The sequence below is a fragment of the Bradyrhizobium sp. HKCCYLRH3097 genome, assembly GCF_051167875.1.
GTDB lineage: Bacteria > Pseudomonadota > Alphaproteobacteria > Rhizobiales > Xanthobacteraceae > Bradyrhizobium.
Genome location: NZ_JBNPTX010000004.1, coordinates 484,448 through 507,181, shown reverse-complemented (window position 1 = coordinate 507,181; position 22,734 = coordinate 484,448). Strand labels below are relative to the sequence as shown.

The window sequence follows — 22,734 nt, the reverse complement described above, 5'->3', positions numbered from 1 at the left end:
CGGAGCGCGATGCGAATTATCAATGACATGCGAGTTAGACGGCGCAGCAACCCCGGCTTGCAAACGAGCTTGGTAAACGACAGCATGGCGTCATGCTCACGCCCACGTTGCATACCGCCCGTCTGATCCTGCGGCCGCTGGCCCTCGCCGATGCGCCAGCGATCCAGCGTCAGTTCGACAACTGGAACGTGATCCGCAACCTCGCGGCCGTCGTGCCGTGGCCCTATCCTCCCGACGGCGCCGAGACCTTCGTCAGGCTGCAGCTCGACAGGATCGCGGCCGGCGAGGAGCTGTATCAATGGGTGCTGGCGCTGCGCGACGGTGACGGCGAGGCCATCGGCAATATTCACTTCCGGCCGCGCATGGAGTCGATGAAGGGCCATCGCGGCTTCTGGCTCGCTGAGCCCTATTGGAATCGAGGGCTGATGAGCGAGGCGATCGCCGCCGTGAACGACTTCGCCTTCGGTCCGCTCGGGCTCGATCAGTTCACCGTCTGCAACGTCGCGAGCAACATCGCATCACGGCGGGTCAAGCAGAAGACGGGCGCCGAGTTCGTCGGCTTCATCGAGGTCGCGCACCACAATGGCGAGACCCGCTCCGAGCAATGGATCGTGCGGCGGGAGACGTGGCTGCAACGCCGAGAAAAGCAACGCGCTCCCGCCTGAGATCGTCGGCGCTACGCGCTCGCCGTCACGTCGAGCACCGCCTGCGCAAACGCCTGCGGCGCCTCCTGCGGCAGGTTGTGGCCGATGCCGCCAGTGATCAGCCGGTGCTCGTAGCGGCCGGTGAACTTCCTGGCGTAGGCCTCGGGCGCCGGATGCGGCGCGCCGTTGGCATCGCCCTCCATCGTGATGGTGGGCACGGTGATGTCGGGAAAGGTCGCGAGCCTCGCCTCCAGCGCATCGTATTTCGCCTCGCCCTGCGCGAGGCCGAGCCGCCAGCGATAGTTGTGCACGACGATGTCGACGTGATCGGGATTGTCGAAGGCGGCGGCGCTGCGCGCGAACGTGGCGTCGTCGAACGCCCATTTCGGCGAGGCCGTCTGCCAGATCAGCCTGGCGAAGTCGCGCCGGTTCTTGTCGTAGCCCTCGCGACCGCGCTCGGTCGCGAAGTAGAACTGGTACCACCATTGCAGCTCGGCGGCCGGCGGCAGCGGCATGCGGCCGGCCTGCTGGCTGCCGATCAGATAGCCGCTGACCGAGACCATCGCCTTGCACCGCTCCGGCCACAGCGCCGCGATGATGTTGGCGGTGCGCGCGCCCCAGTCATAGCCGGCGAGGGTCGCGGTCCTGATCGCGAGCGCGTCCATCAGCGCGACGATGTCGGCGGCGACGGCGACCGGCTGGCCGCTGCGCAACGCGGTCGGCGACAGCAGCCGCGTCGTGCCGTAGCCGCGCAGATGCGGAATGATGACGCGATGGCCGGACGCGGCCAGCGCCGGCGCGACGTCGGCGAAGCTGTGGATGTCGTACGGCCAGCCGTGCAGCAGGATGACGACGGGGCCGTCGGCCGGACCTGTCTCGGCATAGCCGATGCTGATCTCGCCGGCCTTGACCTGCTTGATCGGTCCGAGCGACGTCCCCGCCCCCGGCCGGATCGCCGGCAGCTTCGACGCCGACTTGAAGCTCTGCGCCTGCCCGGCGCTGGAGCCGAGTTGAAGGGCCGCAACGGCGGTTCCGGCAAGGGTGAGGAAACGGCGGCGGCTGGCGTGAAGGATGGTCGGCATGGCGGAGGCTCCTGGTTCCGAGGTGCGGTCGTTGTGCGCCTTGCGCCCGCGCGGCGCTTGGAGGAGGCATTGATTTTTCCTTGAGGCCGGCTTGATTTTGCGGATCGCGTGACGCGAAGGTGAAACCGGCGGCCAGGACGGTGCCTGTGGTATATTGCTTCGACGATTTCGTGCTCGATCCCGGCCGCCGCGAGCTGCGCCGCGGCGACGACCTGGTCGCGATGGAGCCGCAGGTGTTCGACCTGCTCGCGTTCCTGATCAGGACGCGCGACCGCGTCGTCAGCCGCGACGACATCCTCGCCGAGGTGTGGGGCGGCCGCATCGTCTCCGAGGCGACGCTGGCGAGCCGCATCAGCGCGGCGCGGAGCGCGATCGGCGACAGCGGCGAGGCGCAGCGCCTGATCCGCACCATTCCGCGCAAGGGCGTCCGCTTCGTCGGGGCGGTCCGTGAGCAGGCCGACGCGGTGCAGACGCCGGCCGTATCAGCCGCACCCGCCTTCGACGGCCCCGCCATCGCCGTGCTGCCCTTCACCAACATGAGCGGCGATCCCGAGCAGGACTATTTCGCCGATGGGATGGCCGAGGACATCATCACCGCGCTATCCCGTTGCAGCGGCCTCGCTGTGATCGCCCGCAACTCCTCCTTCATCTACAAGGGCAAGGCCGTCGATATCCGTACGGTCGGACGCGAGCTCGGCGTCGGCTACGTTCTCGAAGGCAGCGTGCGCCGCGCTGGGTCCCGCCTGCGCATCAACGGGCAGCTGATCGATGCGGCGTCCGGCGCGCATCTGTGGGCGGAGCGCTTCGACGGCCAGCTGGACGATGTGTTCGCGCTGCAGGACCGCATCACCGGGAGCATCGTGGCGGCGATCGAGCCGACGCTCGAGCTGGCGGAAGGCGAGCGGCGCCGCGCCACGCCGCCGCTGCATCCGGACGCCTACGATCTGCTGCTGCGCGCCGCCAGCCTGCGCGACGCCTTCACGTCCGACAGCCTCGCGGCGGCGACCGCGTGTCTGGACCAGGCGCTGGCGATCGATCCCGCCTGCGCGCCCGCGATGGCGGCTTGGGCCTATTGCCAGGCGCTGCGCCACTTCCAGGGCTGGAGCGCGCCGGACGAGACCTATCGCACGGCCGCCGTGGCGCGGGCGTGGCAGGCGTGCGAGCATGCGCCCGGTGACGCGCAGGTGCTGTGGATGGCGGCCTTCGCGATCTGGAACATGGCCGAGGACATCGCCCCAGCACGGGAGCTATTCCGCCGCTCGCTTGCCATCAACCCGAACTCGGCGATCGCGCTGACCTTGAGCGGCTGGATCGAGATCATGGCCGGACACACGGCTGCGGGACGCGCGATGATCGAACGGGCGCGGCGGCTGAACCCGCGCGATCCGCGGGGCTGGTTCGCAGCCGGAGCGCTGGCGATCTGTGCGGTGGCCGACGACGATCTCGCTGGCGCCGTTCAATGGGCGGAGATCGCGCTGGCGCAGAACCGGCGTTTCGCCGTCGCGCTCCGCGTCCTGATCGTGGCCCTGGTCAGGACCGGAGAGATGTCGCGCGCCGGCGAGGTCGCGCGCCAGCTTCTGAGCCTCGAGCCGCATCTCACCGTGTCCGAGTTCCTCGAACGGATCCCGTTTCCGGCCGGGACGCTCGCCACAACCTACGCGGAGGCACTGCGCGCAGCCGGTGTGCCGCCATGATCCCGTTCGCGTGCAGTGGACCGTGTTGCAACTGAGATTTTCGACATAAACGGCAAAGTTGCGAAACTTGGCTAGACCTCGTTCATACTACCTTAGGTTCCATTCCGTAGTTTCGCGGGCATCGTTCGGCGGTCATGTCGCCGGGCGGCGGAGGGAATTGATGAAGAAATTGCTTCTCAAATTTTACGAGGATGAATCGGGCGCAACCGCGATCGAGTACGGCCTGATTGCGGCCGGCATCGCGCTTGCGATCATCACCATACTCAACAAGCTCGGACTCACCCTGGAAGGCATCTTCACGACCCTGACCACGAAGCTGAACGGCGGCTGATCGATCGATTGTCTGCGATGGCGTTCTCAGGACCGGAGCAATCCGGTCGCCATGGTCGGACTGGCCGGGCCTCGCGCCCGGCCTTTGTCTCTTGATGAGCTCCATTCTTCGATGGAGCGGCGCCGCAACCGACCTATCAATGGGTCGTGCTGCGTCCAGCCTCCTCGCACGCGTTCATGCAGCGCCGGCAGGACTCGGCGCAGATCCGGCAATGGGCATGCATCTCGGCGTGCTTATCGCACTCCTCGGCACATAGCCGGCACGCTGCCGCGCAGGCCTCGAGCATGCGGCTGATCATCTCCTGGTCGGAGCCCGTGCGCCGCGTGGCAAGACGGCCGGTGACGTTGCAGACGTCGGCGCAATCGAGATTGAGCCGGATGCACTGCGTCAGCCTGGCGACGCTATTCTCTCCGAGACACGCATCGGCGCAGGAGGTGCAGATCTGAGCGCAGGAGTAGCACTCCTCGATGCAGCGGACGAGTGCGTCGTCAACTCGACCGCGGACGTGCGGGTGGGTTTCGATCATCTGTTGAGCGTGCATGGGAGCTCCTGTCCGTTGGCCCCCGCGAGCGACAATGAAGATCGGCTGCAAAGGTTCTTATCGCCGCGCCGTTCGGCGCCTGACCTGTTCCCGTGGCGCGACCCCGATCGTCTTACGATCCGCGTGACGGAATTATCAGTCCGCCTGGCGTCACGGCTTCCAGCCTTTCAGTCCTGCCTCAGGCTCATCAGCGCCATTTCGCAGAACTGCCATCCGAAACCTGGCGGCGCGCGCGTATGGACGACCCGGTTCGGTTGAGGCACAACACCTCTCATCACTGACGTCGGCGGCCAAAGCCGCGGACCAAGAATGGGCGCCCGTGCGAGGCAGCCGACGATACGGAGGAATGGATGCTGATTCCGATGGCCGACGTGCCGCGCTGGTATGCGGAGCGCAAACCCGGGGACAGCGTCGCGCTCCGGCACGGCACCGATGTCCTGACCTGGGAGCAGCTCGAGCGCCGCGCCAATGCGCGTGCGCGCGCCTTCGCGGCCAAGGGCGTCAAGCCCGGCGACTTCGTCGCGATCGGCCTGCCCAACGGCAATGCGCTGTTCGAGACCAGCTTCGCGGTGTGGAAATGCGGCGCGACGCCGACGTCGCTGTCGTGGCGGCTGCCGCGCGGCGAGGCCGCCGCGGTGCTCGAGATCCTCAAGCCGTCACTGGTGGTCGGCGGCGAGGCCGACTGGAATGCGCCGAACGCGCTGCCGGCCGATTTCACGCCCGAGGGCTTTTCCGACGCGCCGCTCGCCGCGCCGGTGTCGCGCTATTGGAAAGCAATGACCTCGGGCGGCTCGACCGGACGGCCGAAGGTGATCCTCGATCACCAGCCTGCGGTAACCGACACCGCCGCCGAGCCGCCGCTCGGCATTCCGAAGGGCGCATCGCTGCTCAATCCCGGCCCACTCTATCACAACGCGCCCTTCATCGTGTCGCATTACGCGCTGTTCGCCGGCGGCAGCCTGACCGGGATGGTGAAGTTCGACGCCGAAGAGACGCTGCGGCTGATCCAGACGCAGCACATTCAGTGGGTCAACTTCGTGCCGACGATGATGCACCGGATCTGGGCGCTGCCGGAGGCGGTCCGCAACAGCTACGATCTGTCGAGCCTGAAGATGGTGTTCCACATGGCCGCGCCGATGCCGCCATGGCTCAAGGAAAGATGGATCGAGTGGCTCGGGCCCGAGCGCGTCTACGAACTCTATGGCGGCACCGAGCGCCAGGGCCGCACCATCATCTCCGGCACCGAATGGCTGCAGCACAAGGGCTCGGTCGGCAAGATCGACGAGTCCTGCAAACTGCGCATCCTCGATCCCCAAGGTAACGACGTGCCGCAGGGCGAGAGTGGCGAGATCTACTTCCTGCCTGCGGATGGTCCCGGCAGCACCTATCACTATCTCGGCGCCGAGCCGAAGCGCCGCGCCGACGGCTGGGAGTCGCTCGGTGACATCGGCCAGCTCGATGCCGACGGCTATCTCTATCTCGGCGATCGCCTCGCCGACATGATCCTGCGCGGCGGCGCCAACATCTATCCGGCCGAGGTCGAGGCGGCGCTGATGGCGCATCCCGACATCCGCTCCTGCGTTGTCGTCGGCCTGCCCGATCCCGAGCTCGGCCAGCGCGTGCATGCGATCGTGGAGATCGACCGCTCCAGGAATGCGCAGGGAATCGTCGACGGCATGAGCGCGTTCCTTGCCGACCGGCTCAGCCGCTACAAGCACCCCGAAAGCTACGAGCTGGTCGACGTCATGCTGCGCGACGATTCCGGCAAGGTGCGCCGCACCTTGCTGCGCGACGAGCGCGCGGAGTGGGTGAAGGATGGCCGCGACTTCCGTCTCGTGCCCACGCGGGCGCGCCCGGCGGCAGACTGACGGCACGGAAATTTTTCGAACGTTTACGATGCTGGCGTAGACTCCGTGAAGGGAAGGAGAGTCCGCGCCATGATGTCGAGACGACGGTTTCTGCGCGCCGCGGGTACGGCCGCGGCGCTGCCCTTGGCGCGGATGCCGCGGGCGCGGGCCGAGCTGCGCACCATCCTCAACGACGCCAGCCGGCTCAACCCGACGCCGGTCGCCAGGCATGTGGTGATCAGCAAGCCCACGACCGACGACCTGATCGCGCGGCTGCGCGCCGAGCTCAAGGAGGCGGCCGCGGCGAAACGCCCGGTGACCGCGGCCGTGGCCCGGCATTCGATGGGCGGCCAGAGCCTGCCGCGCGACGGCACGGCGATCACGCTCGACGGCGGCGCGATCGAGCTCGACACGGCGGCGAAGACCTATCGCACCGCGGCGGGCAACCGCTGGTGGGACGTGATCGCCGCGCTCGATCCCAAAGGCTTCTCGCCGGCCGTGATGCAGTCCAACAGCGATTTCGGCGTCGGCAGCACGTTCTGCGTCAATGCCCATGGCTGGCCGGTGCCGTATGGCCCGTTCGGCTCCACGGTGAAATCGATCCGCATGCTGCTCGCCGACGGCACCTTGGTGCAGTGCTCGCGCAACGAGAATGCCGAGCTGTTCGGGCTCGCGATGGGTGGCTACGGCCTGTTCGGCATCGTCGTCGATCTCGAGGTCGAGATGGTGCCGAACCTGCTGCTCGAGCCGCGCTTCGAGCGCATGGCGCCGGAGAAATTCGCCGAGCAGTTCACACGCAACATCGACGGCGACGCCAATGTGAAGATGGCCTATGGCCGGATGTCGGTGTCCCGCAAGGCGTTCTTCGACGACGCCCTGCTCGTCACCTTCCGCCCCGCCCCCGATGCTCCGGCGACCCTGCCCGCGGCAGTCAGCTCCGGCAAGCTCACCGGCGTCGCCAACACGATCTATCGCGCCCAGACCGGATGGGAGGTCGCCAAGGGCCTGCGCTGGTTCATGGAGACCCGGCTCGGCCCCGCCATCTCCGACAGCCGCTACACCCGCAACTCGCTGATGGCCGAGCCGGTCGCCAATCTGGCGCAGAAGGACATGCACCGCACCGACATCCTGCACGAATATTTCGTCGCGCCGGAGCGGTTCGGCGAGTTCCTCACCGCCTGCCGCGAGATCATTCCCAAGGCGCGCGCCGAATTCCTCAACGTCACCCTGCGCTACGTCGCCGAGGACAAGACACCCGCGCTCACGATCGCACCGGTGCGCCGGATCGCGGCCGTCATGTCGTTCTCGCAGGCGACCTCGCCCGAAGGCGAGATCGACATGCTGCGGACGACGGAAGCGCTGATCGACCGCATCACGGCGATTGGCGGCGCGTTCTATCTGCCCTATCGTCTGCACGCGCGCCGCGACCAGGTCGAGAAGGCCTATCCGGCGGCCGCGCGTTTCGTCGCCGCCAAGCGGCAGTATGATCCGAACCTCCTGTTCCGCAACGCGATGTGGGACGCCTATTTCGCATGAATACATCAGCAGCAGATGGCTTCGCATTGGACCGCTATCGCATCGCCGCGCTGGCGCTCGCCATGGCGCTCCTGTTCGCCGCCGCGACCGACTACATCCCGACCTTTATCGATGCGCAGGGCCGCGTGTTCGGCCTGTTCCAGCTCGACATCTACAAGGATGCGCTGCATGTCGCCTCCGGCCTGTGGGCGCTGGCGGCGATGCTGACCCGCCGCAGCGCGGTGTTCTTCCTGCGCGTGTTCGGCTCGCTGTATTTCCTCGACGGCGTGATGGGCGTGTTCACCGGCTCGGGCTATCTCGACCTCTCGATCGTCATCGACGGCATCCGCGACACCTCGTGGCTGGTGAAGGTCCTCTCCAGCCTGCCGCATCTCGCACTCGGCGCGATCGGCATCGCGGTCGGCTGGTCGCCGTGGCGTAGACAGGCTGCCCTCGCATGAGCCTGCGTCGCAAAGCGCTGTATCTTCTCGGCGTCGTTTTGGCAGCCGCGGCGATCGGCGTTGCCACCACCGTGATCAGCGTCGAGACGGTCTGCGTGGCAGACGTCCCGACCCCGATGGTGACCTCCGACTTCGGCATCACCGATCCCGCATATGCGCGATCACAGGGTGACAGCTTCCTGACCTTTCCTGAATGGTACATCGTCCACGCCTATGCCGACCTCGCTGCGGTGACCGGGCAGGCCTCGGAGTCCGACTTCCACTATCTATCGAGCGTCTCCGGCTTCTGGCGCAGCCTGTGCCGGGCCACGCGCCAGGCCGCAGGCTCCGGTCCCGCCACCTCGGAGCAGAAGCTGACGAACTACATCATCGGCTTCAGCTTCACCGCCGAGATGGCGCTCCAGGGCGCTTACGAGAAGAGCATCGGGGCGATCAGCTGGGAGACCACGGACGGCGTCAAGACAGCGGAGGACGCCTTCAACCTTGCCCTGCTGAAGGACTACGCGGCGTTCCTGTATCAGACGCCCTGGTATCGGTATCCCTTTGTCGCCAAGCTCGATCAGTTCTGGCGCGAGACGCCCTTCGTGCCGTCGTTCCGCGCCGTGGAGCGGCGCGTCTCGCTCAGCCTGCAATATGCCGGGCGCGCCGCCTATGCGGCCGTCATCGGCTATGTGGCGGGCTACGATCCGGCCGTGCTGACCATCCAGAGCGTCGTCACCGGCCTGCCTGCCGCCGAGCTTGCAGCCATTCCGGGCGTGAAGGTGATCCGCGAGGTCACGGACTCCAAAGGCATGAAGGGCGTGCTGGTGGAGACCGAGCGCTACGCCAAGTTCGATTCCTTCGCCAAGGAGCTCGGCCGTCATGACGGCGCCGCGTTCGGCGAAATCGCAGGCAATCATCGTATCCTGGTCACGATCGTGGTCCCTCCGGGCGACGGACGGCTGGCAGCTTTCGATGGGCTGCCTATATTCAGTGTCCCGATCCAGTCGCGCCCCGGTGCCCGTCGCATCGGCGTCGACGTACCGGTCCGGTCTTTGGTTCAGGACATCGGCCGTTTCGAAGCCGCGGGATATACGTTCGAGCATGCCTACGACTATTGACCGGCATCCCCTGTCCCGCGCCCTTCCCTTGAAGGGCGTGCTGGCCGTTGCCCTCGTCTGGTTTGCGGGCATGGCTGCCATGGCCCTGGTGATCAAGCCGGATGCGGTGGTCGTGTTCGGCCCGTCCGACCGTATGATCTCGGCGATCGTCGCCTCCGATGGAGCCTTGCTCGATGCCGGACGTTTCCACATCGCGGCCAAAACCGGAGCCACGACTGTCGGCAGCCTGTATGCTGCCGGAGCGTGGCTGGTCTGGCCCGTGATCGGCAGGGGCTGCGGCCGCGGGTAGTTGGGAAGCCAGTTCCTCCCGACGCCGATGCGGAGCCGGCGGAACTGGCGCAGCCGCTCAAAGATGTTAAGCTCGCGTTCACGCTGTGGCCGTCACGCGACACGAAGCAGAAGCTTGGTCGATGCACCCGGGGGTATCGACAGAGCAGGAGAACGAAATGCCTTCTTTGACCGAATGGAAAGTGCCGTCCGCCTTCCAGCCTCGCGCCGAAGACTATCAATATGATCTCGATCAAGCCCTGTCCTCGATCGTGGGCCTGCATGCCATCATTCCGTCCGACGCCTTCAGCGCGGAAACGCTGGGGACCGAACGTGCCGGCAATGCCGTCGTCATCGACGACGGGCTGGTGCTGACCATCGGCTACCTGATCACCGAGGCCGAATCCGTCTGGCTGCACCCCAATGACGGACGCGTGGTCGAGGGCCATGTGCTCGGGTTCGACTTCACGACCGGCTTCGGCCTGGTGCAGACGCTCGGATCGCTCGACCTGCCGGCGCTGCCGCTCGGCTCGTCGGCGGCAACCAAGGTCGGCGATCACGTCGTGCTCGGCGGCGCCGGCGGACGCACGCGATCGGTCGCGAGCCAGATCATCGCCAAGCAGGAATTCGCCGGCTATTGGGAATATCTGCTGGACGAGGCGATCTTCACCCACCCCGCCCATCCGAATTGGGGCGGCACCGGCCTGCTCTCGGCCAAGGGCGAACTGATCGGCATCGGGTCGCTGCAGTTGGAGCGCGAGCGCGACAGGAAGGACGAGCACGTCAACATGATCGTGCCGATCGACCTGTTGAAGCCGATCATCGATGATCTCAGGCGCTTCGGCCGTGTCAACAAGCCGGCACGCCCCTGGCTCGGCATGTACGCGACGGAGGTCGACGATCGCGTCGTCGTGATCGGCGTCTCCGACAACGGCCCGGCGGCCCGCGCCGAGCTCAAGGCGGGCGACGTGATCCTCGGCATCAACGGCGACAAGGTGACGAGCCAGAGCGAGTTCTATCGCAAGCTCTGGGCGCTCGGCGCAGCCGGCGTCGACGTGCCGCTGACGGTGCACCATGAGGGCGTCACCTTCGACGTCACCATCGCCTCGACCGACCGCGCCAAGCTGCTCAAGGCGCCGCGGCTGCACTGAGGCGGCCGCGGGCCTGCGTTCACGCGTTGACGTGCCAGGCCGCAGCGATCTGGTCGTGCAGTTGCGCATCCGTCGGCAACTGTGATGCCACCGTGGGATCGAAACCCGGATGCGCCTGGGCGTAGGTCGCCATGGCCTGCACGAGTTGCGAAACCTGGGTATCGATCTCGAGACCGCCGGCCTTGATCTCCTGCAGCTGATAGGAGCCGCCAAGGAACCAGTCGGCGACGGTGACCTGCTGATGGGTGCCGAGAATGTCGATCTCCAGATCGTTGCCCGATTTGACGAACCAGAAATTGTCGGCCGTGTAGGTCGTTCCGAAATCGAGCGTGCCGGTCGGCTTCGACAGCGACGCTACGCCGTTGATGATGACGTCGTTGCCGTCGCCTTGCGCATAGACGTAGGTGGCGCCGACGCCGCCGACCAGGATGTTGTCGCCGGCCCCGCCCTTGAGCACGTCGCTGCCGCCGCCGCCGATCAGCAGGTCGTCATTGGCGGTGCCGAACAGCGTGTCGTTGCCGCCGCCCGCGATCAGCAGCGCACCGTCGGACGCAGCAATGATCGCGCCCGGCACCGGATCGACCGCGACCGTGGTCGCCGCGTCGCTCAAGGCTGCGCTGAGCCAGTCGAGATTGTCGGTCTTGCCGCCCCAGAGCACGCCGATCGCCAGGTCGACCAGGCCAGCGTCCTCACTGTCGAAACTCGCGACGGCATCGATCAGCGCGAGCTTGCCCAGGACGTCGACAGCCGATCCGGTGTCGGCGCGCGACCACAGGTCGGACGACAGATCCGCGACCAGCAGGTTGTTGGCCGTGTCCTGATAAAGGATGCCGTGCTCATGGCCGATCACGCCCGGCGTCGCCGCGACCTCGTCGTGGTTCTGCGCCAGCAGTGCCGAATATTCCACCACGATCTCGGCCAGCGCCTTCTCGACCCCGCCGTTCTTCAGGTAGGTCGCCGCAGTGTCGGCGCTGACGCTGTTGCCGAGCACGCCACCGCCGTTGAACAGGGCCTGCACGGCGCTGTTGCCGTAGCCGCTGGCGTCGGTCACCGTCGAATAGGCGATCATGTCCTTCATCTTGTCGGACGGCGCGCCTTCGCCGCTCACACCGGCCGCGGGAATGCCGACGGCCGAAGCAATCGCGTCATCCTCCAGCGGCGCCAGCAGCACAGCCGCCGCCTTCTTCCAATCCTGGGCACCGTTGTCGCTCGCCCACTGCATCATCGTCAGCAGCGCGATCGAGTGCAGGCTGACCGGATCCAGACCGAGATCCGTGCCCGCGCCGAGCACGGTCTTCTGCTCGGACGAGATGCCGATCGCAGCATGGGCGATGGCGAGCGCGCCGGCGACCGGTCCGAGCTGCAGCAGCGCCAGCGGCGCTTCCAGCACCGGCGCCGCAGCCCGCACATATTGCAGGATCTCGCCGGACAGGGAGACCATGTGAATGTCGGAATAGCGGTCGACCGGGTGCGACATCAGCGCGCCCCAGAAGCCGTGCAACTGGTCGTAGCGGACCTCAGCCGCGAATTCGAACGGCATCGCGTCATACGCATAGGCCACCTTGTCGTTGAGCGCCGCGATGTAGCCGGCAAGTCCGCCGCCGAGCGAATGTCCGGTCAGCGAGACGTTCGATGTCGCCCATGTCTTGTAGTAGGACTCCGCATCCGGGAACTGCGTCGGCCAGCCGGCCAGACCGGCACCGCCAAGCCACGATGGCACGTCGGCGAGACTGTCGGTGCCGCGAAACGAAATGATCCGTGTCGATGGATCGCCCGCGAGCTGATAGGTCGCGGCCTCGAAATTGTCGGCGGTCGAGGTCACGCTCGCCGCCACCAGCTCATAGCTCCCGATACGGTTGAAATTGACCACGAGCGTCGGGTTGACGCCCCTGTTGTAGACGTCCATGGCGAGCACCGCGTTGATCAACGCGGCCGACGGCGATTTGGTCATGATGCGAATCCCCCCTCGGCAACCGATCGGCAGTTTTGACCCAGGGCGGTGATCCACGAGGAACCCTCCGCCGCGCCGCCGGCTCTCACCAAGTGCGACATCGCGCCCGAATTTTGTCAATCAACTATCGTCTGCGCGTGTATTCGCGCGCGACTCACCTGCCGCGCGCGACGGCAGCGTCCGGACCGTGTTGACTTGCAGGAGCCGCATCGCGAGATTGCGGCTTCGCGGAGCGAACACGCGTTCGGAAAATGGTCATTGCCCGGACGCCCGATTTTGCGTTGCATGACCGGCAAGCAGACGAGACGGCCAGCCCCGCGTATCGCGTATCGAGGAGACCTGCATGACGGATGCCGTGGTGGATGACATTCTCATCGTGTTGCCGCCACTGCTGCAGACGCTCGAAGCCCTGTCCCACGTTGCACGCTACCTGAACCCGCCGGATTTCGATCGCGTGATGGCTGACGTCGGCGATCCCGAGCAGGTGCTGCACACGGCGCGGATTCATCTCACGTCGTGGCCGGCGGACTTCGCCCATATCCGTATCGCCTTCGACACCGCAGCGGACGCAGCGCTGATGTCGTTTGCCGGCCTGCGCGCCGTTCAGCGCGGCGAGGGCGACCTGGTCGACGTGTTCAGGGCCCTCCGTCAATTGCCCCGCGCACTCGAGGCGCTGTTTCCACTGGCCGCGACGCTGCCGCCGCTGAGCGAGTTCTTCCTCGATCCCGCCGTCGACGGTGACGACGGGCTGCGCCAGCTGCTGGCCGCGTCCTCTGCAGGCAAGGACACCGTGTTTCACGACCATAACGAGATCGGCAATCGCGGCGGCTTTTCGCTGTATGTGCCGGAATACTACACGGCGGACCGAGACTGGCCGCTGGTCATGGCGCTGCATGGCGGCAGCGGCAACGGCCGCGACTTTCTCTGGAGCTGGCTGCGCGCCGCGCGCAGCCTCGGCGCGATCCTGGTTGCCCCCACCGCGGCAGGACCGACCTGGGCGCTGATGGGCGACGACGCCGATACGCCGAACCTCCTGCGCATTCTCGACCTCGTCCGCAGTCGCGTCGCGATCGATCCCGCCCGCATGCTCCTGACCGGGATGAGCGACGGCGGCACGTTCTGCTACGTCAGCGGACTGGCCGCAGGCTCGCCGTTCACGCATCTTGCGCCGGTGGCCGCGACGTTCCATCCGCTGATGGCCGAGATCGCCGACCGGGACCGTCTGCGCGGCCTGCCGATCCAGATCGTGCACGGCCGGCTCGACTGGATGTTTCCGGTCGAGATCGCGCGGCATACGGCGGACGCCCTGGCCAAGGCCGGCGCCAACGTCGCCTATCGCGAGATCGACGATCTCAGCCACTGCTATCCGCGCGAGGCGAATGTCGAGCTGCTGCGCTGGCTGATGCGCTGAGCTTGATTCCCTTGCTACGACATGGCTGATCGGCAATGCCGCCGACACAATGTCGGCGGATTTTGTCCGCATTGGTTCTGCTCGGTCATACAGCGGGGGCGCTGCACACGGGCGGCCATGACGCCGCCGAAGGTCTGCTCATGCCCTCGCCGCTGATGCCCTCGCCTGCCGCGTCCGTCGCGCAAGTCTCGTCCGCCCGCTCCTCCACCTCCGTCGTGCTCGCCAATGGCGTCAACCGTCTCGAGGTGACGCTGAAGCTCACGACCGCGATCCTGGCGCTGGCCGCCGGCGTCTACACCTATCTTGGCGTCCGCGAGCTGCTCAACGGCAGTCCGACCACGGTATTCTTTGCGGCGGTCATCTACTCAGTCGCGGTCTCGGTCGGCATCTACGCCTTCTGGGTGTTCATGATGCAGTTCATGCCGCACGTCACCAGCGCGATCGGGCGCTTGATGATGGCCGGCTGCATGCTGCTGGGCTCGCTGATGATCGTCGCGATGTCGTCCTGGCTGAATGCGTCGGCCCTGGCCGGCGCCGCAGCGATCCAGCAGCATCTCGCCATCACCGTGCAGAACTACACGCGCGACCTCGACAGGGCCAACAGCCAGGCCATCGCTGCGCAAAGCCTGCTGCCGGACATCCAGCTCGCCTCCTCCCGCTTCGCCAAGCTGGCGGACGCCGAACGCGCGGGCTCGCTCACCGGCACCTCCGGATCGGGCACCGTGGTCCAGCTCCTCGCGCAGATGTCGACGCAGCTCGACGGACTGGGACAACAGGTCCAGGAGTCCGGCAAGCGCGTCTCTGCTCTCTACGAGCAGGGCGGCAAGAGCCTCGCCAAGATGCGCGAGCTGATCTCCGACCGCGGGCCGATCGCAACGCGTAGCGATGCCTTCGCCACGGAGTCGTTGAACCTGATGGGCGTGATCGCCAATCTGCAGCAGACCTCGGTGGCACCTGCGGTGAGGCGCGCCGCGACGTCGCTTTCGGCCGGATTCATCGCGCCTGCCGCAGGCGGACGCAGCGGCGACCTGGCCGAGCGCCAGACCGCCGTCGTCGGCAAGGTGGAGAGCGCGATCGCCACGCAGGCCGCCTCGCTCGCCGACGCCGCCGACAAGATCCTGGCGCTGCCGCGCATCGAGCCGACCCGGTTCCAGACGCTGTCGCCCGCTGAAGCCGTGCTGCGCTACGCCGGCGACTTCATCCCGAGCTGGGCCGGCGCAATCTCGATCGACCTGATGCCGGCGGTGCTGGTGCTGATCCTCTGCGTCGTCCATGCCGCCATCCGCCGCGAGGGCCTGCCCGCCGTGAGCGCCTCCAGCCTGACCGCCGCCGATCTCGTCACCGCATTGCAGATTGCGCGCGAGGTCGAGGACGCCAGGCGGGCGGCCGAGCGACGGCCAGCCGAAACGCCCACGGAGGAGCCTTCTGCACCGGCCATTGAGCCGGCGCCGGCCGCGGTGGATGAGAACGTGACGTCGCTGTCATCGGCTCGAATCGGAAAGTAGTCCCGTGGCTTCGGCGCTGAACCGACGCGTCCATGCCTGGCTCGCGGACAATCCCGATGAGAGCATTCTGCGTTGGGTCTTTCGCAGCATTCTCGTCGTCACCGTCGCAGTTCTCGCGGCGGACCTGCTCGAGTTGAATGCTCCGCAGGTGCCATCGGATGCGGCCCCGCCTCAGCTCGACATTCGGCGCGACGCGCCGGACCTGCCGGAGGAATCACCATCCGTGCTGGCGCCCCTGATGAAGCGGCTGATGCCGCTGCCGCAGGGCGATCGTGCCTTGCAGCAGCCGATTCAGTTCGAGCTGCGCGGCGGCGGCCGGCTGCTCGCGACCGGCACGATCACGCCCGGCAGCGCGCGCAGCTTTGCGGACGCAGTCGAACGTCATGGCGAATATATCAGGACGATCGTGCTGAACTCGCCCGGCGGCTCCGTCGCCGACGCGTTGGCGATGGGGCGACTGATCCGCGCGCGGAAATTCGCAACCGAAGTGGAGGCGGGAAAATATTGCGCGTCGTCGTGCCCGCTGGTGTTCGCCGGCGGTCTCGAGCGCCGGGCCGGCGAGCGGGCGATCATCGGCGTGCATCAGATCGCCGCAGTCCCCACGTCCGGGACCGCCGTGAGGTCCGGCGACGACATGAGCCTTGCGCAGAACATCTCGGCGCGATGCCAGCGCCATCTCGCCGAGATGGGCATCGATCTGAAGGTCTGGGTGCATGCGATGGAGACGCCGCATGACCAGCTGTTCACGTTCAAGCCCGACGAGATGAAAACACTCAATCTCGTCACCTCGCTGCCGGAATCGCGGCCTGAAAAATCGCGCAGTTAGGATGTTCTGATCGCGGTGGACCGGGACCGCGGCGGGCGCGGAACCAAGTTTCGACCGCGGCGTTATTGGCCGTCACACTGGAGAACATGACATGCGGACATTCGTGGGAATGATCCTGGGGGCTCTCATTCTGGGGTTCGGCGTCTACATCCATGATTCGATGCAGACCTCCGAGGTCGCCAACGGGCCGACCGCGCAGACGCGCCGGACGATCGTGAACTGGGACGTCGCGGCGGACAGCTGGAATTCACTCAAGACCCGCGCGCATGACGACTGGGTTCGCATCTCGTCGAAGTAACGCGCACGACGCTGCTGTTTTCAGGGCGCCTCGGCCGTTGGTCGGGGCGCCTTTGCTTTGCCAATCAGTTGGCCGCCCTGGCCTTGCGCGCGTCGGCGATGACCTGCTCGAACTGCGCCATGGTCAGCACGCCGGGTACCCTGAACTTGCCGACGATGAAGGACGGCGTACCGCGGAAACGCAATCCCCGCGCCTGCTTGTCGTTGCGCGCCAGCATGTCATCGATGGCCTTGGCGTTGGCGGCGAGGTCGCGCTTGGCGCGGTCGACGTCGACGCCTGCTCCCGCGAGCAACTCGTCGATGCGCGGTTCGGTGAGCTTCGAGCTGACGCCGATCAGCGCCTCATGCGCCTTGGCGTATTTGTCCTGATATTTGCAGGCCAGCGCCATCCGCGCGGCAACCACGGAAGTCGGCCCGAGAATCGGCCACTCCTTGAGAACCCAGCGCACCTTGCCATCATCATGGATGACCTGCTGCAGCTCGGGATCGAGCTTGCGGCAATACGGACAATTGTAGTCGAACCATTCGACGATCGCGATGTCGCCCGAAGGATTGCCGAGCACAGGCGCATCGGGGTCGCGCAGCACCGCGCCCTCGTCGGGCTCGTTGGCATCCTCGGCGCGACCGTCGCGGGGCCACAAGGAAAGCGCCGCGCCTGCGCCAAAAAGCGTCAACACGTCACGCCGGCTGCTGGCGGAGGTGATCGCAGTCGAGGGGACGCGCTTCATTGAGGTCAGCTCCAGATATGCAGCAGGCTGCGCGTCAGCATATACAGCGCCACCACCGCGATCACGACGGAAAACACCACGTTCAATGCGCCGCGCCGTCCAGAGAGATGGCGCGCCAGGCGCGTGCCGGCAAGGCCACCCGCGATCCCGCCGGCGATGAACAGTCCGGCGAGATCCCAGGCGACGAGCCCGGACCAGGCATAGCTCGCCGCGGTGGTGAGCCCGAAGGTCGTCACCGCGACCAGCGACGAGCTGACCGCATTCATGATCGGCATGCCCGTCGCAGCCATCAGCGCCGGCACGATCAGGAAGCCGCCGCCGATGCCGAAGAAACCGGACAGCGTGCCGGTGCCGAGACCGAAGCCGACGATCGCCGGGACGTTGGCCATGCTCATCTTCACATCGGGGGTGCCGATGCGGGCGCGCGTCTTCAGCATCAGCATGGCGATGACCATCATCACCAGCGCGAACAGCGCCAGCAGCTTCTGGCCGTCGACCATCTTGCCGAGCAGCGAGCCGGTGAAGGCGCCGACGATGCCCGCCGTTGCGAACAGCGCCGCGATCGGCCAGATCACGGTGCCGCCGCGCGCATGATTGGCGAGATTGACGGCCGCGTTGGTGGCGACCGCGATGGCGCTCGAGCCGATCGCGATGTGCGGCTCGGGCACGCCGACGACATAGACCATCAGCGGCACCGCCAGCACCGAGCCGCCGCCGCCGACGAGGCCGAGCGAGAACCCGACCATCGCGCCGCAAAACAGGCTGAGCACACCTTGGACAGCAGAGATCATGGCGAGAGCAGGGTCATTTCCCGCACAGGAAGGCAAGCCCCAAAATCACCGGAGCAGCAATGCCGCCGCCACCGCCGCGCGACCGGCGCGTGACCGGCACCGAGCCGAGTCCGGCCGGCGGTCTCGCGGCGATGCGCGGCGTCGAGAGCGGCGGCCGAACGCATGATGCCTCCGGCCGCCGGCAACGTCTCGTCAACCCGGATCAGGCAGCGCCCTTCAGCTTCTTGGTGCATTCGCTGTAGTAGCCGCCGCCCTTCTGGATCCACTTCAGGCCGCCATTGGCGTTGGTCGCCTTGTTGGCATTGTACTGATCGACGCAGGTCTGCAGACGCGCCTTGCCGGGCTTCTCCTTGGCGTATTTCGGGTCCACCGCGTTGGGGAACACGGCGGGACCGGTCGGCGCGGGAGCGGCCTCCTTGGCGTCGGATTTCGCCGCCTTGGCCGGCTTGGCCTCGGCCGCAGGTGCGGCCGGAGCCGCCGGTGCCGCGGCAGCGGTGGCATCGCTGCCGCACTGGGCCTTGCGGAAGTCGTTCCACTTCTGGCCGCCCAGCGTGCCGGCCTCCTTCGCCTGCTTGTACTTGGCGCTGCATTCCTGCGCGGTCAGCGCTTTCGCCGGCGCGGCGGCGAACGTCGCGAGCCCGATCACGGCCAGCGTAGCGAGTGACGAAGCAACCAATGATTTTGCGTGAAAACTCATCCTCGATCTCCCTGTGGAGCATGGTGGAATGGGACGGTAATTCTAGCGAGACGCCCGCGACCGACAAAGCAGGCGGGAGCATGGCCGCGCGAAAATATAATTTGCGTCGCGCGGCGATCCGGCTCATTCCATTCACTGCGGGTTCAGCATCGCCGGACATCGCAGCGTGCCTTTCGTTCGAGGACTTCAGCATGAGATTCACTGCCCGGGCGGCGATTGCGGCCATCGCAATGGCCACCCTGTCGGCCGCGGGCCCCGCCCGCTCGCAACCCGGATTGACGCTGCCGTCGCGGCCCGATGCCGCCACCGACAAGTTCGCCACCCTCGACAAGGCGGCGCGGCGGACGATTTCCATCGCCTGCTCCAAGGAGGCCGACGAGCAGGGGCTGAAGGGCAAGGCACGCGGCAAATTCCGCTCGGCCTGCAAGCGCGACAAGGCCGCGGCCGCCGCCGCGACCACACCCGTGCCCGCTCCCTTGCCGACGCCCGACAAACCGAAATGACCGGCCCCTGCGGGCGCATGCGCGCATGGCGCCTGCGCAGCGGCGGGAATTGTTCGCGCAGGCAGGTTTTGGCATAAGGCGCCGTGCGCCAGATCATCTCCTCCCTCCCCTTTGACCTGCCGAGCCGCGCCAAGACCCTGAGCGCGATCGAGACCCTCGTGCTCGGCACCGCCGGCGGCCTGATCTTCCTCGTCGCCCATCTGCCCGGCGGGCTGATCTCCGGCGCGATGATCGCGACCGCGATCGCCGCAATCGCCGGCCGCCCGCTGGCGATGCCGCCGATCCTGACCCAGACCGTGCTGCTGCTGCTCGGCATCTCGATCGGCGCCGTGGTCTCGCGCGAGCTGATCAACCATGTCAGCGCCTATCCGGTGACCATCGGCCTCCTGGCGCTCGCGACGTTCTGCTCGACCTTCGGCTCCAGCCTCTATCTGCAGCGCATCCATGGCTGGGACCGCACCTCGGCGCTGCTCGCCGGCAGTCCCGGCGCGCTGTCGCAGATCACGATGCTCGCGGTGGAGCGCGGCGCCGACCTGCCGGCGATCGCCGTGGTGCAGACGCTGCGGGTGATCATCCTGACGGCGGCGCTGCCGCTGGTGCTGGCAGTGGCCGGCGTCGCACCGGCGGCGCCGATCTCGCTCGGCCAGAGCGTCGCCTCGCCGCTCGGCCTGCTCGCACTGCTGGTGGCCTCGCTGGTCGCGGCGATGCTGATGCAGCTGATCAGGTTTCCGGCGAGCTGGCTGTTCGGCGCGATGGTCGCCAGCGGCGTCCTGCACGGCACCGGCCTCGTCGAGGGCGGCCTGCCGGAATGGATGCGCGGCGTGGCGCTGGTCGGCATCGGCGCCCTGATCGGCAGCCGCTTCGCCCGGATGCGGGTGAAGACCCTGGTCGGCCATATCAGGGCGGCGCTGGGCTCGTTCGCGATCGCGGTGGCGATCTCGGCGCTGTTCGTCACCGTGATCGTGCTGGTGACGCATGTGCGCTTCTCCGACACCATCGTCGCGTTCGCGCCCGGCGCGATGGACGCGATGATGGCGCTGGCGTTGACGCTGCACATCGACCCGATCTTCGTCGGCGCGCATCACCTGTCGCGCTTCGTGTTCGTCACCATCGCCACCCCCGGCATCGTCCATCTGTTCGGACGGCCGCAGGAGGACGTCGACGACTAGGCGCGCTTCCGGGCGATGCCCCAGCCCGCGATGGCGGCGATCAGAAGCGAGATCAGCACGCTGTAGCCGGCGAGCGACAGGCCGAGGAAGCGGAATTGCACCTCGTCGCAGCGTACAACCTTGACGCTATCGAGCCGCTCCAAGAGGTTGCCCGCGCTGCCGAGATTGCCGATCGGCCCGGTGCATTCGGTCGGCCCCGGCCAGAAGCCCCATTCGACGCCGGAGTGATAGACGCCGAGCCCGGCATTGCCGAGCGCCACCAGCGCGACGACGCCGAGCCCCGCGAGCACCAGCGCGCGCGGCGCGCCGCCTTTGGCGGCGAGCGCGATGAGCAGCCCGAGCGGCACGATCGCATAATAGGCCCAGCGCTGCTTCAGGCAGAGCTCGCAGGGCTGCAGGCCCCAGACCAGCTGCATGTACCAGGCGCCGGCCAAGGCCGCCGCCGCGATGCCGGCCGCGAGCAGCGCCGCCGCCACCGCCGGGCTCATGGCTCCCGCCGCGGGGCGCGCCATCACAGAAGTATTGGTCATCGGTCCTCCCGAACGGGGCTGCATCCGGTCCCATGCCGGGCCGTTCCGGCTCCTACTCCGGCCCGCGAAAGCTGTCGAGATGCGCGCCCATCACGTCCGTGCGGGTTGACCCGGCCCGGCCGCCCGCTATAGTCCGCCCGCTTCGCTATGGTTCCTGCACAGGCCCGGCGAATGCCCCTGTGGCGGAACTGGTAGACGCGCTCGACTCAAAATCGAGTTCCGCAAGGAGTGCTGGTTCGATTCCGGCCAGGGGCACCATTTGGACGTTTGCCCGCATCCGCCGACGTTCGTTTTCCCCTCATAATCAAAGACAAGCCGCCGTTTGCCCTTGGCCGGCGTTCGCCCCGTCTTGCTGGTATCCTTGATGAGAGTGCGCGGGGTCATGGTATCGCGAGCTTTGGGTGGAATCGAACCTATGCCGGCCAAATCCGCCCCCCTATTTCCGGCACCTGAAGCCGGCAAGGAAAGACTACAAGCGCTCAAATGAAGGCGGGCTCTTCATGCTCGTCACCGCGACCGGATCGTAACTTTGGCGCTTCGCCTATTGCTACGACGACAAGCAGAAACCGCTCGGAAACTAACCTCCATAGGCTTCCTTCGCTGGCAAGCGTGGGTCAGTCAGACGCTGGTGGAAGCCCCAACTCGGGAATCCTGTCGCGCTGCGGATCCTGGAAGTCGAACAGCATGCGGCCAGGGATCTTGCCAATCTCGAGATTTTCGATGAGGAACGCGCGAACACCGAAGTGGCCCTTGAAGTCCTGCCGCACCTTGTCCCAGTCCGAGAAGGCGCAGAACTTCTCCTTGGGAATCGTGCAGGGTTGGGTCGGTGGATTCTTCTGCGAGAAGCCGAGGGGATGCCAATCGCGGTAGAGGCCGCCGACGAGCTCCTTGGCGGCGTAGTGCCCGCAGAAGAAGGTCTGCGCCAGCTCGCAATAATGCGGGTAGAACGGCTTGAAGTTGTCGATACGGTAGGTCTGAATGCCGGTGTCGCCGAACTCCTTGAGCTCCGCGTCGTGAAGCTTGCCGGGCTTGAGAAAGCGATCCTCCGGCGCAACGCCGGCCTCGACATTGCTGACGACCTGCAACAGACCCCGCGCATTGGCCGGATAGAGATCGATCTGCAGGGGAAAGATCACGACTGATACACGGTATCCGGCGACGTAGCCGATGCCGAACAGGTCGAGCGCTTCCTTGACCGTATGACCCTTCAACTCCTCGTAGTCGGCGACGAAGGAATACTTCTGCCGGGGCGGACCGAGCTGGGTCAGCGCGTCGATGCCGAGGGCGGCATCCGAGGGGCTGCGCGAGATCATGCGGATGACATAGCGCACACGTCTGTTGCTGGCGAGATCGTCGATCGCTTCATTGACCGACTTGCTGCGAATCGGATCCTGCGACACGTAGAACAGCGCGAGCGACGGACCGGCCGCGGAGAACAGGATGCCACCAACCAGGCAAAGGAAGAACGCCGCCTTGAAGAACGAGGTGACCTCTTCCGGTCTTGACCTGAGCGCGATGCAGGCGAACACCGTGGTGATGAGCAGCAGGATCAGTCCGACCGCCAGCAGCGCTGCGGTCGAGGATGAGGCGAGCACGAAGCTCAGCACCTGAACGAAACCATCGATGGCCTTGTCCATATCATCTCCCTCCGTCGTGAAGCCGTAGAGCTTCCAGAACCCGGTCATGACTGCCA

General features: G+C 66.7%; 23 protein-coding genes and 1 tRNA gene. 16 read left to right on the top strand and 8 right to left on the bottom strand.

Going from position 1 to position 22,734, the window contains the following annotated elements; genetic code table 11:
- The first annotated feature begins 92 nt into the window (after nucleotides 1-92).
- Entirely contained in the window at nucleotides 93-665 is a 573-nt protein-coding gene (locus ACQR0U_RS13850; protein WP_315754349.1) for a GNAT family N-acetyltransferase, read from the top strand.
- Nucleotides 666-676: 11 nt separating this feature from the next.
- On the opposite strand, the gene ACQR0U_RS13845 is transcribed toward ACQR0U_RS13850, so the two are convergent.
- On the bottom strand, nucleotides 677-1,726 hold the full coding sequence (locus ACQR0U_RS13845; RefSeq protein ID WP_316171823.1) for an alpha/beta fold hydrolase: 1,050 nt from the start codon (nucleotides 1,724-1,726) through the stop codon (nucleotides 677-679).
- Nucleotides 1,727-1,872: 146 nt separating this feature from the next.
- Here ACQR0U_RS13845 and ACQR0U_RS13840 point away from each other — a divergent pair, with 146 nt between their 5' ends.
- Both ACQR0U_RS13840 and ACQR0U_RS13835 read left to right on the top strand, forming a co-directional pair.
- Entirely contained in the window at nucleotides 1,873-3,420 is a 1,548-nt protein-coding gene (locus tag ACQR0U_RS13840) for a winged helix-turn-helix domain-containing protein (protein WP_316195579.1), read from the top strand.
- A 160-nt stretch (nucleotides 3,421-3,580) separates the two neighbouring features.
- Entirely contained in the window at nucleotides 3,581-3,751 is a 171-nt protein-coding gene (locus tag ACQR0U_RS13835) for a Flp family type IVb pilin (protein ID WP_284418181.1), read from the top strand.
- A 136-nt stretch (nucleotides 3,752-3,887) separates the two neighbouring features.
- Here the strand turns inward: ACQR0U_RS13835 and ACQR0U_RS13830 are convergent, their stop codons facing one another.
- Nucleotides 3,888-4,292, bottom strand: a complete 405-nt coding sequence (locus ACQR0U_RS13830; protein ID WP_316176293.1) for a four-helix bundle copper-binding protein — start codon at nucleotides 4,290-4,292, stop codon at nucleotides 3,888-3,890.
- Nucleotides 4,293-4,642: 350 nt separating this feature from the next.
- On the opposite strand from ACQR0U_RS13830, the gene ACQR0U_RS13825 reads away from it, so the two are divergent.
- The 6 genes from ACQR0U_RS13825 (at nucleotide 4,643) to ACQR0U_RS13800 (ending at nucleotide 10,633) form a co-directional block, all read left to right on the top strand.
- Nucleotides 4,643-6,160 carry an AMP-binding protein gene (locus tag ACQR0U_RS13825; protein WP_434844081.1) on the top strand — a complete coding sequence of 506 codons (1,518 nt, stop codon included), beginning with the start codon at nucleotides 4,643-4,645 and terminating at the stop codon, nucleotides 6,158-6,160.
- Nucleotides 6,161-6,229: 69 nt separating this feature from the next.
- Nucleotides 6,230-7,675, top strand: a complete 1,446-nt coding sequence (locus tag ACQR0U_RS13820; protein ID WP_315754340.1) for an FAD-binding oxidoreductase — start codon at nucleotides 6,230-6,232, stop codon at nucleotides 7,673-7,675.
- Nucleotides 7,672-8,115, top strand: coding sequence for a DUF4383 domain-containing protein (locus tag ACQR0U_RS13815; RefSeq protein ID WP_315716214.1), 444 nt, complete (start codon nucleotides 7,672-7,674; stop codon nucleotides 8,113-8,115). Before ACQR0U_RS13820 ends, ACQR0U_RS13815 begins: the two co-directional genes overlap by 4 nt.
- Nucleotides 8,112-9,215 (top strand): hypothetical protein, encoded by a 1,104-nt coding sequence (locus ACQR0U_RS13810; RefSeq protein ID WP_316202562.1) that lies wholly within the window; start codon nucleotides 8,112-8,114, stop codon nucleotides 9,213-9,215. The genes ACQR0U_RS13815 and ACQR0U_RS13810 overlap by 4 nt, the downstream gene beginning before the upstream one ends.
- Nucleotides 9,199-9,504: a hypothetical protein gene (locus ACQR0U_RS13805; protein WP_434844082.1), complete on the top strand. Its 306-nt coding sequence runs from the start codon at nucleotides 9,199-9,201 to the stop codon at nucleotides 9,502-9,504. Before ACQR0U_RS13810 ends, ACQR0U_RS13805 begins: the two co-directional genes overlap by 17 nt.
- A 157-nt stretch (nucleotides 9,505-9,661) precedes the next feature.
- A complete protein-coding gene (locus ACQR0U_RS13800) occupies nucleotides 9,662-10,633 on the top strand; it encodes a S1C family serine protease (RefSeq protein WP_434844083.1) in 972 nt (323 codons plus the stop codon).
- A 19-nt stretch (nucleotides 10,634-10,652) separates the two neighbouring features.
- Here ACQR0U_RS13800 and ACQR0U_RS13795 read toward each other — a convergent pair whose 3' ends face one another.
- Complete coding sequence (locus tag ACQR0U_RS13795) at nucleotides 10,653-12,584, bottom strand: calcium-binding protein (RefSeq protein WP_316176295.1); 1,932 nt, start codon at nucleotides 12,582-12,584, stop codon at nucleotides 10,653-10,655.
- Nucleotides 12,585-12,927: 343 nt separating this feature from the next.
- Here ACQR0U_RS13795 and ACQR0U_RS13790 point away from each other — a divergent pair, with 343 nt between their 5' ends.
- From ACQR0U_RS13790 to ACQR0U_RS13775, 4 genes are all read left to right on the top strand, one after another.
- Nucleotides 12,928-13,995 (top strand): phospholipase, encoded by a 1,068-nt coding sequence (locus tag ACQR0U_RS13790; protein ID WP_315716219.1) that lies wholly within the window; start codon nucleotides 12,928-12,930, stop codon nucleotides 13,993-13,995.
- A gap of 140 nt (nucleotides 13,996-14,135) precedes the next feature.
- Complete coding sequence (locus ACQR0U_RS13785; RefSeq protein ID WP_410052236.1) at nucleotides 14,136-15,500, top strand: hypothetical protein; 1,365 nt, start codon at nucleotides 14,136-14,138, stop codon at nucleotides 15,498-15,500.
- Between the two features lie 4 nt (nucleotides 15,501-15,504).
- Nucleotides 15,505-16,326: a hypothetical protein gene (locus tag ACQR0U_RS13780; RefSeq protein WP_434842358.1), complete on the top strand. Its 822-nt coding sequence runs from the start codon at nucleotides 15,505-15,507 to the stop codon at nucleotides 16,324-16,326.
- A gap of 91 nt (nucleotides 16,327-16,417) precedes the next feature.
- Nucleotides 16,418-16,624, top strand: coding sequence for a hypothetical protein (locus ACQR0U_RS13775; RefSeq protein WP_172111383.1), 207 nt, complete (start codon nucleotides 16,418-16,420; stop codon nucleotides 16,622-16,624).
- A 64-nt stretch (nucleotides 16,625-16,688) separates the two neighbouring features.
- Here the strand turns inward: ACQR0U_RS13775 and ACQR0U_RS13770 are convergent, their stop codons facing one another.
- The 3 genes from ACQR0U_RS13770 to ACQR0U_RS13760 all read right to left on the bottom strand — a co-directional run bounded on the left by ACQR0U_RS13770 (nucleotide 16,689) and on the right by ACQR0U_RS13760 (nucleotide 18,839).
- Nucleotides 16,689-17,351 (bottom strand): DsbA family protein, encoded by a 663-nt coding sequence (locus ACQR0U_RS13770; protein ID WP_434842359.1) that lies wholly within the window; start codon nucleotides 17,349-17,351, stop codon nucleotides 16,689-16,691.
- Nucleotides 17,352-17,356: 5 nt separating this feature from the next.
- A complete protein-coding gene (locus ACQR0U_RS13765) occupies nucleotides 17,357-18,142 on the bottom strand; it encodes a sulfite exporter TauE/SafE family protein (protein WP_434842360.1) in 786 nt (261 codons plus the stop codon).
- A gap of 202 nt (nucleotides 18,143-18,344) precedes the next feature.
- The gene (locus ACQR0U_RS13760; protein ID WP_315716224.1) at nucleotides 18,345-18,839 is read right to left on the bottom strand and encodes a hypothetical protein; all 495 of its coding nucleotides are present in this window, start codon (nucleotides 18,837-18,839) and stop codon (nucleotides 18,345-18,347) included.
- Between the two features lie 191 nt (nucleotides 18,840-19,030).
- On the opposite strand from ACQR0U_RS13760, the gene ACQR0U_RS13755 reads away from it, so the two are divergent.
- Both ACQR0U_RS13755 and ACQR0U_RS13750 read left to right on the top strand, forming a co-directional pair.
- Entirely contained in the window at nucleotides 19,031-19,342 is a 312-nt protein-coding gene (locus ACQR0U_RS13755; protein WP_316171830.1) for a PsiF family protein, read from the top strand.
- 83 nt (nucleotides 19,343-19,425) lie between these two features.
- A complete protein-coding gene (locus tag ACQR0U_RS13750) occupies nucleotides 19,426-20,511 on the top strand; it encodes an AbrB family transcriptional regulator (RefSeq protein WP_434844084.1) in 1,086 nt (361 codons plus the stop codon).
- On the opposite strand, the gene ACQR0U_RS13745 is transcribed toward ACQR0U_RS13750, so the two are convergent.
- The gene (locus ACQR0U_RS13745; RefSeq protein ID WP_316202558.1) at nucleotides 20,508-21,041 is read right to left on the bottom strand and encodes a disulfide bond formation protein B; all 534 of its coding nucleotides are present in this window, start codon (nucleotides 21,039-21,041) and stop codon (nucleotides 20,508-20,510) included. The two genes, ACQR0U_RS13750 and ACQR0U_RS13745, sit on opposite strands and share 4 nt — an antisense overlap.
- 173 nt (nucleotides 21,042-21,214) lie before the next feature.
- Between ACQR0U_RS13745 and ACQR0U_RS13740 the strand changes: the two genes are divergently transcribed.
- A tRNA-Leu gene (locus tag ACQR0U_RS13740) sits at nucleotides 21,215-21,299 on the top strand.
- 356 nt (nucleotides 21,300-21,655) lie between these two features.
- Here the strand turns inward: ACQR0U_RS13740 and ACQR0U_RS13735 are convergent.
- Nucleotides 21,656-22,726 carry a hypothetical protein gene (locus ACQR0U_RS13735; protein ID WP_434843243.1) on the bottom strand — a complete coding sequence of 357 codons (1,071 nt, stop codon included), beginning with the start codon at nucleotides 22,724-22,726 and terminating at the stop codon, nucleotides 21,656-21,658.
- Between the last annotated feature and the right edge of the window lie 8 nt (nucleotides 22,727-22,734).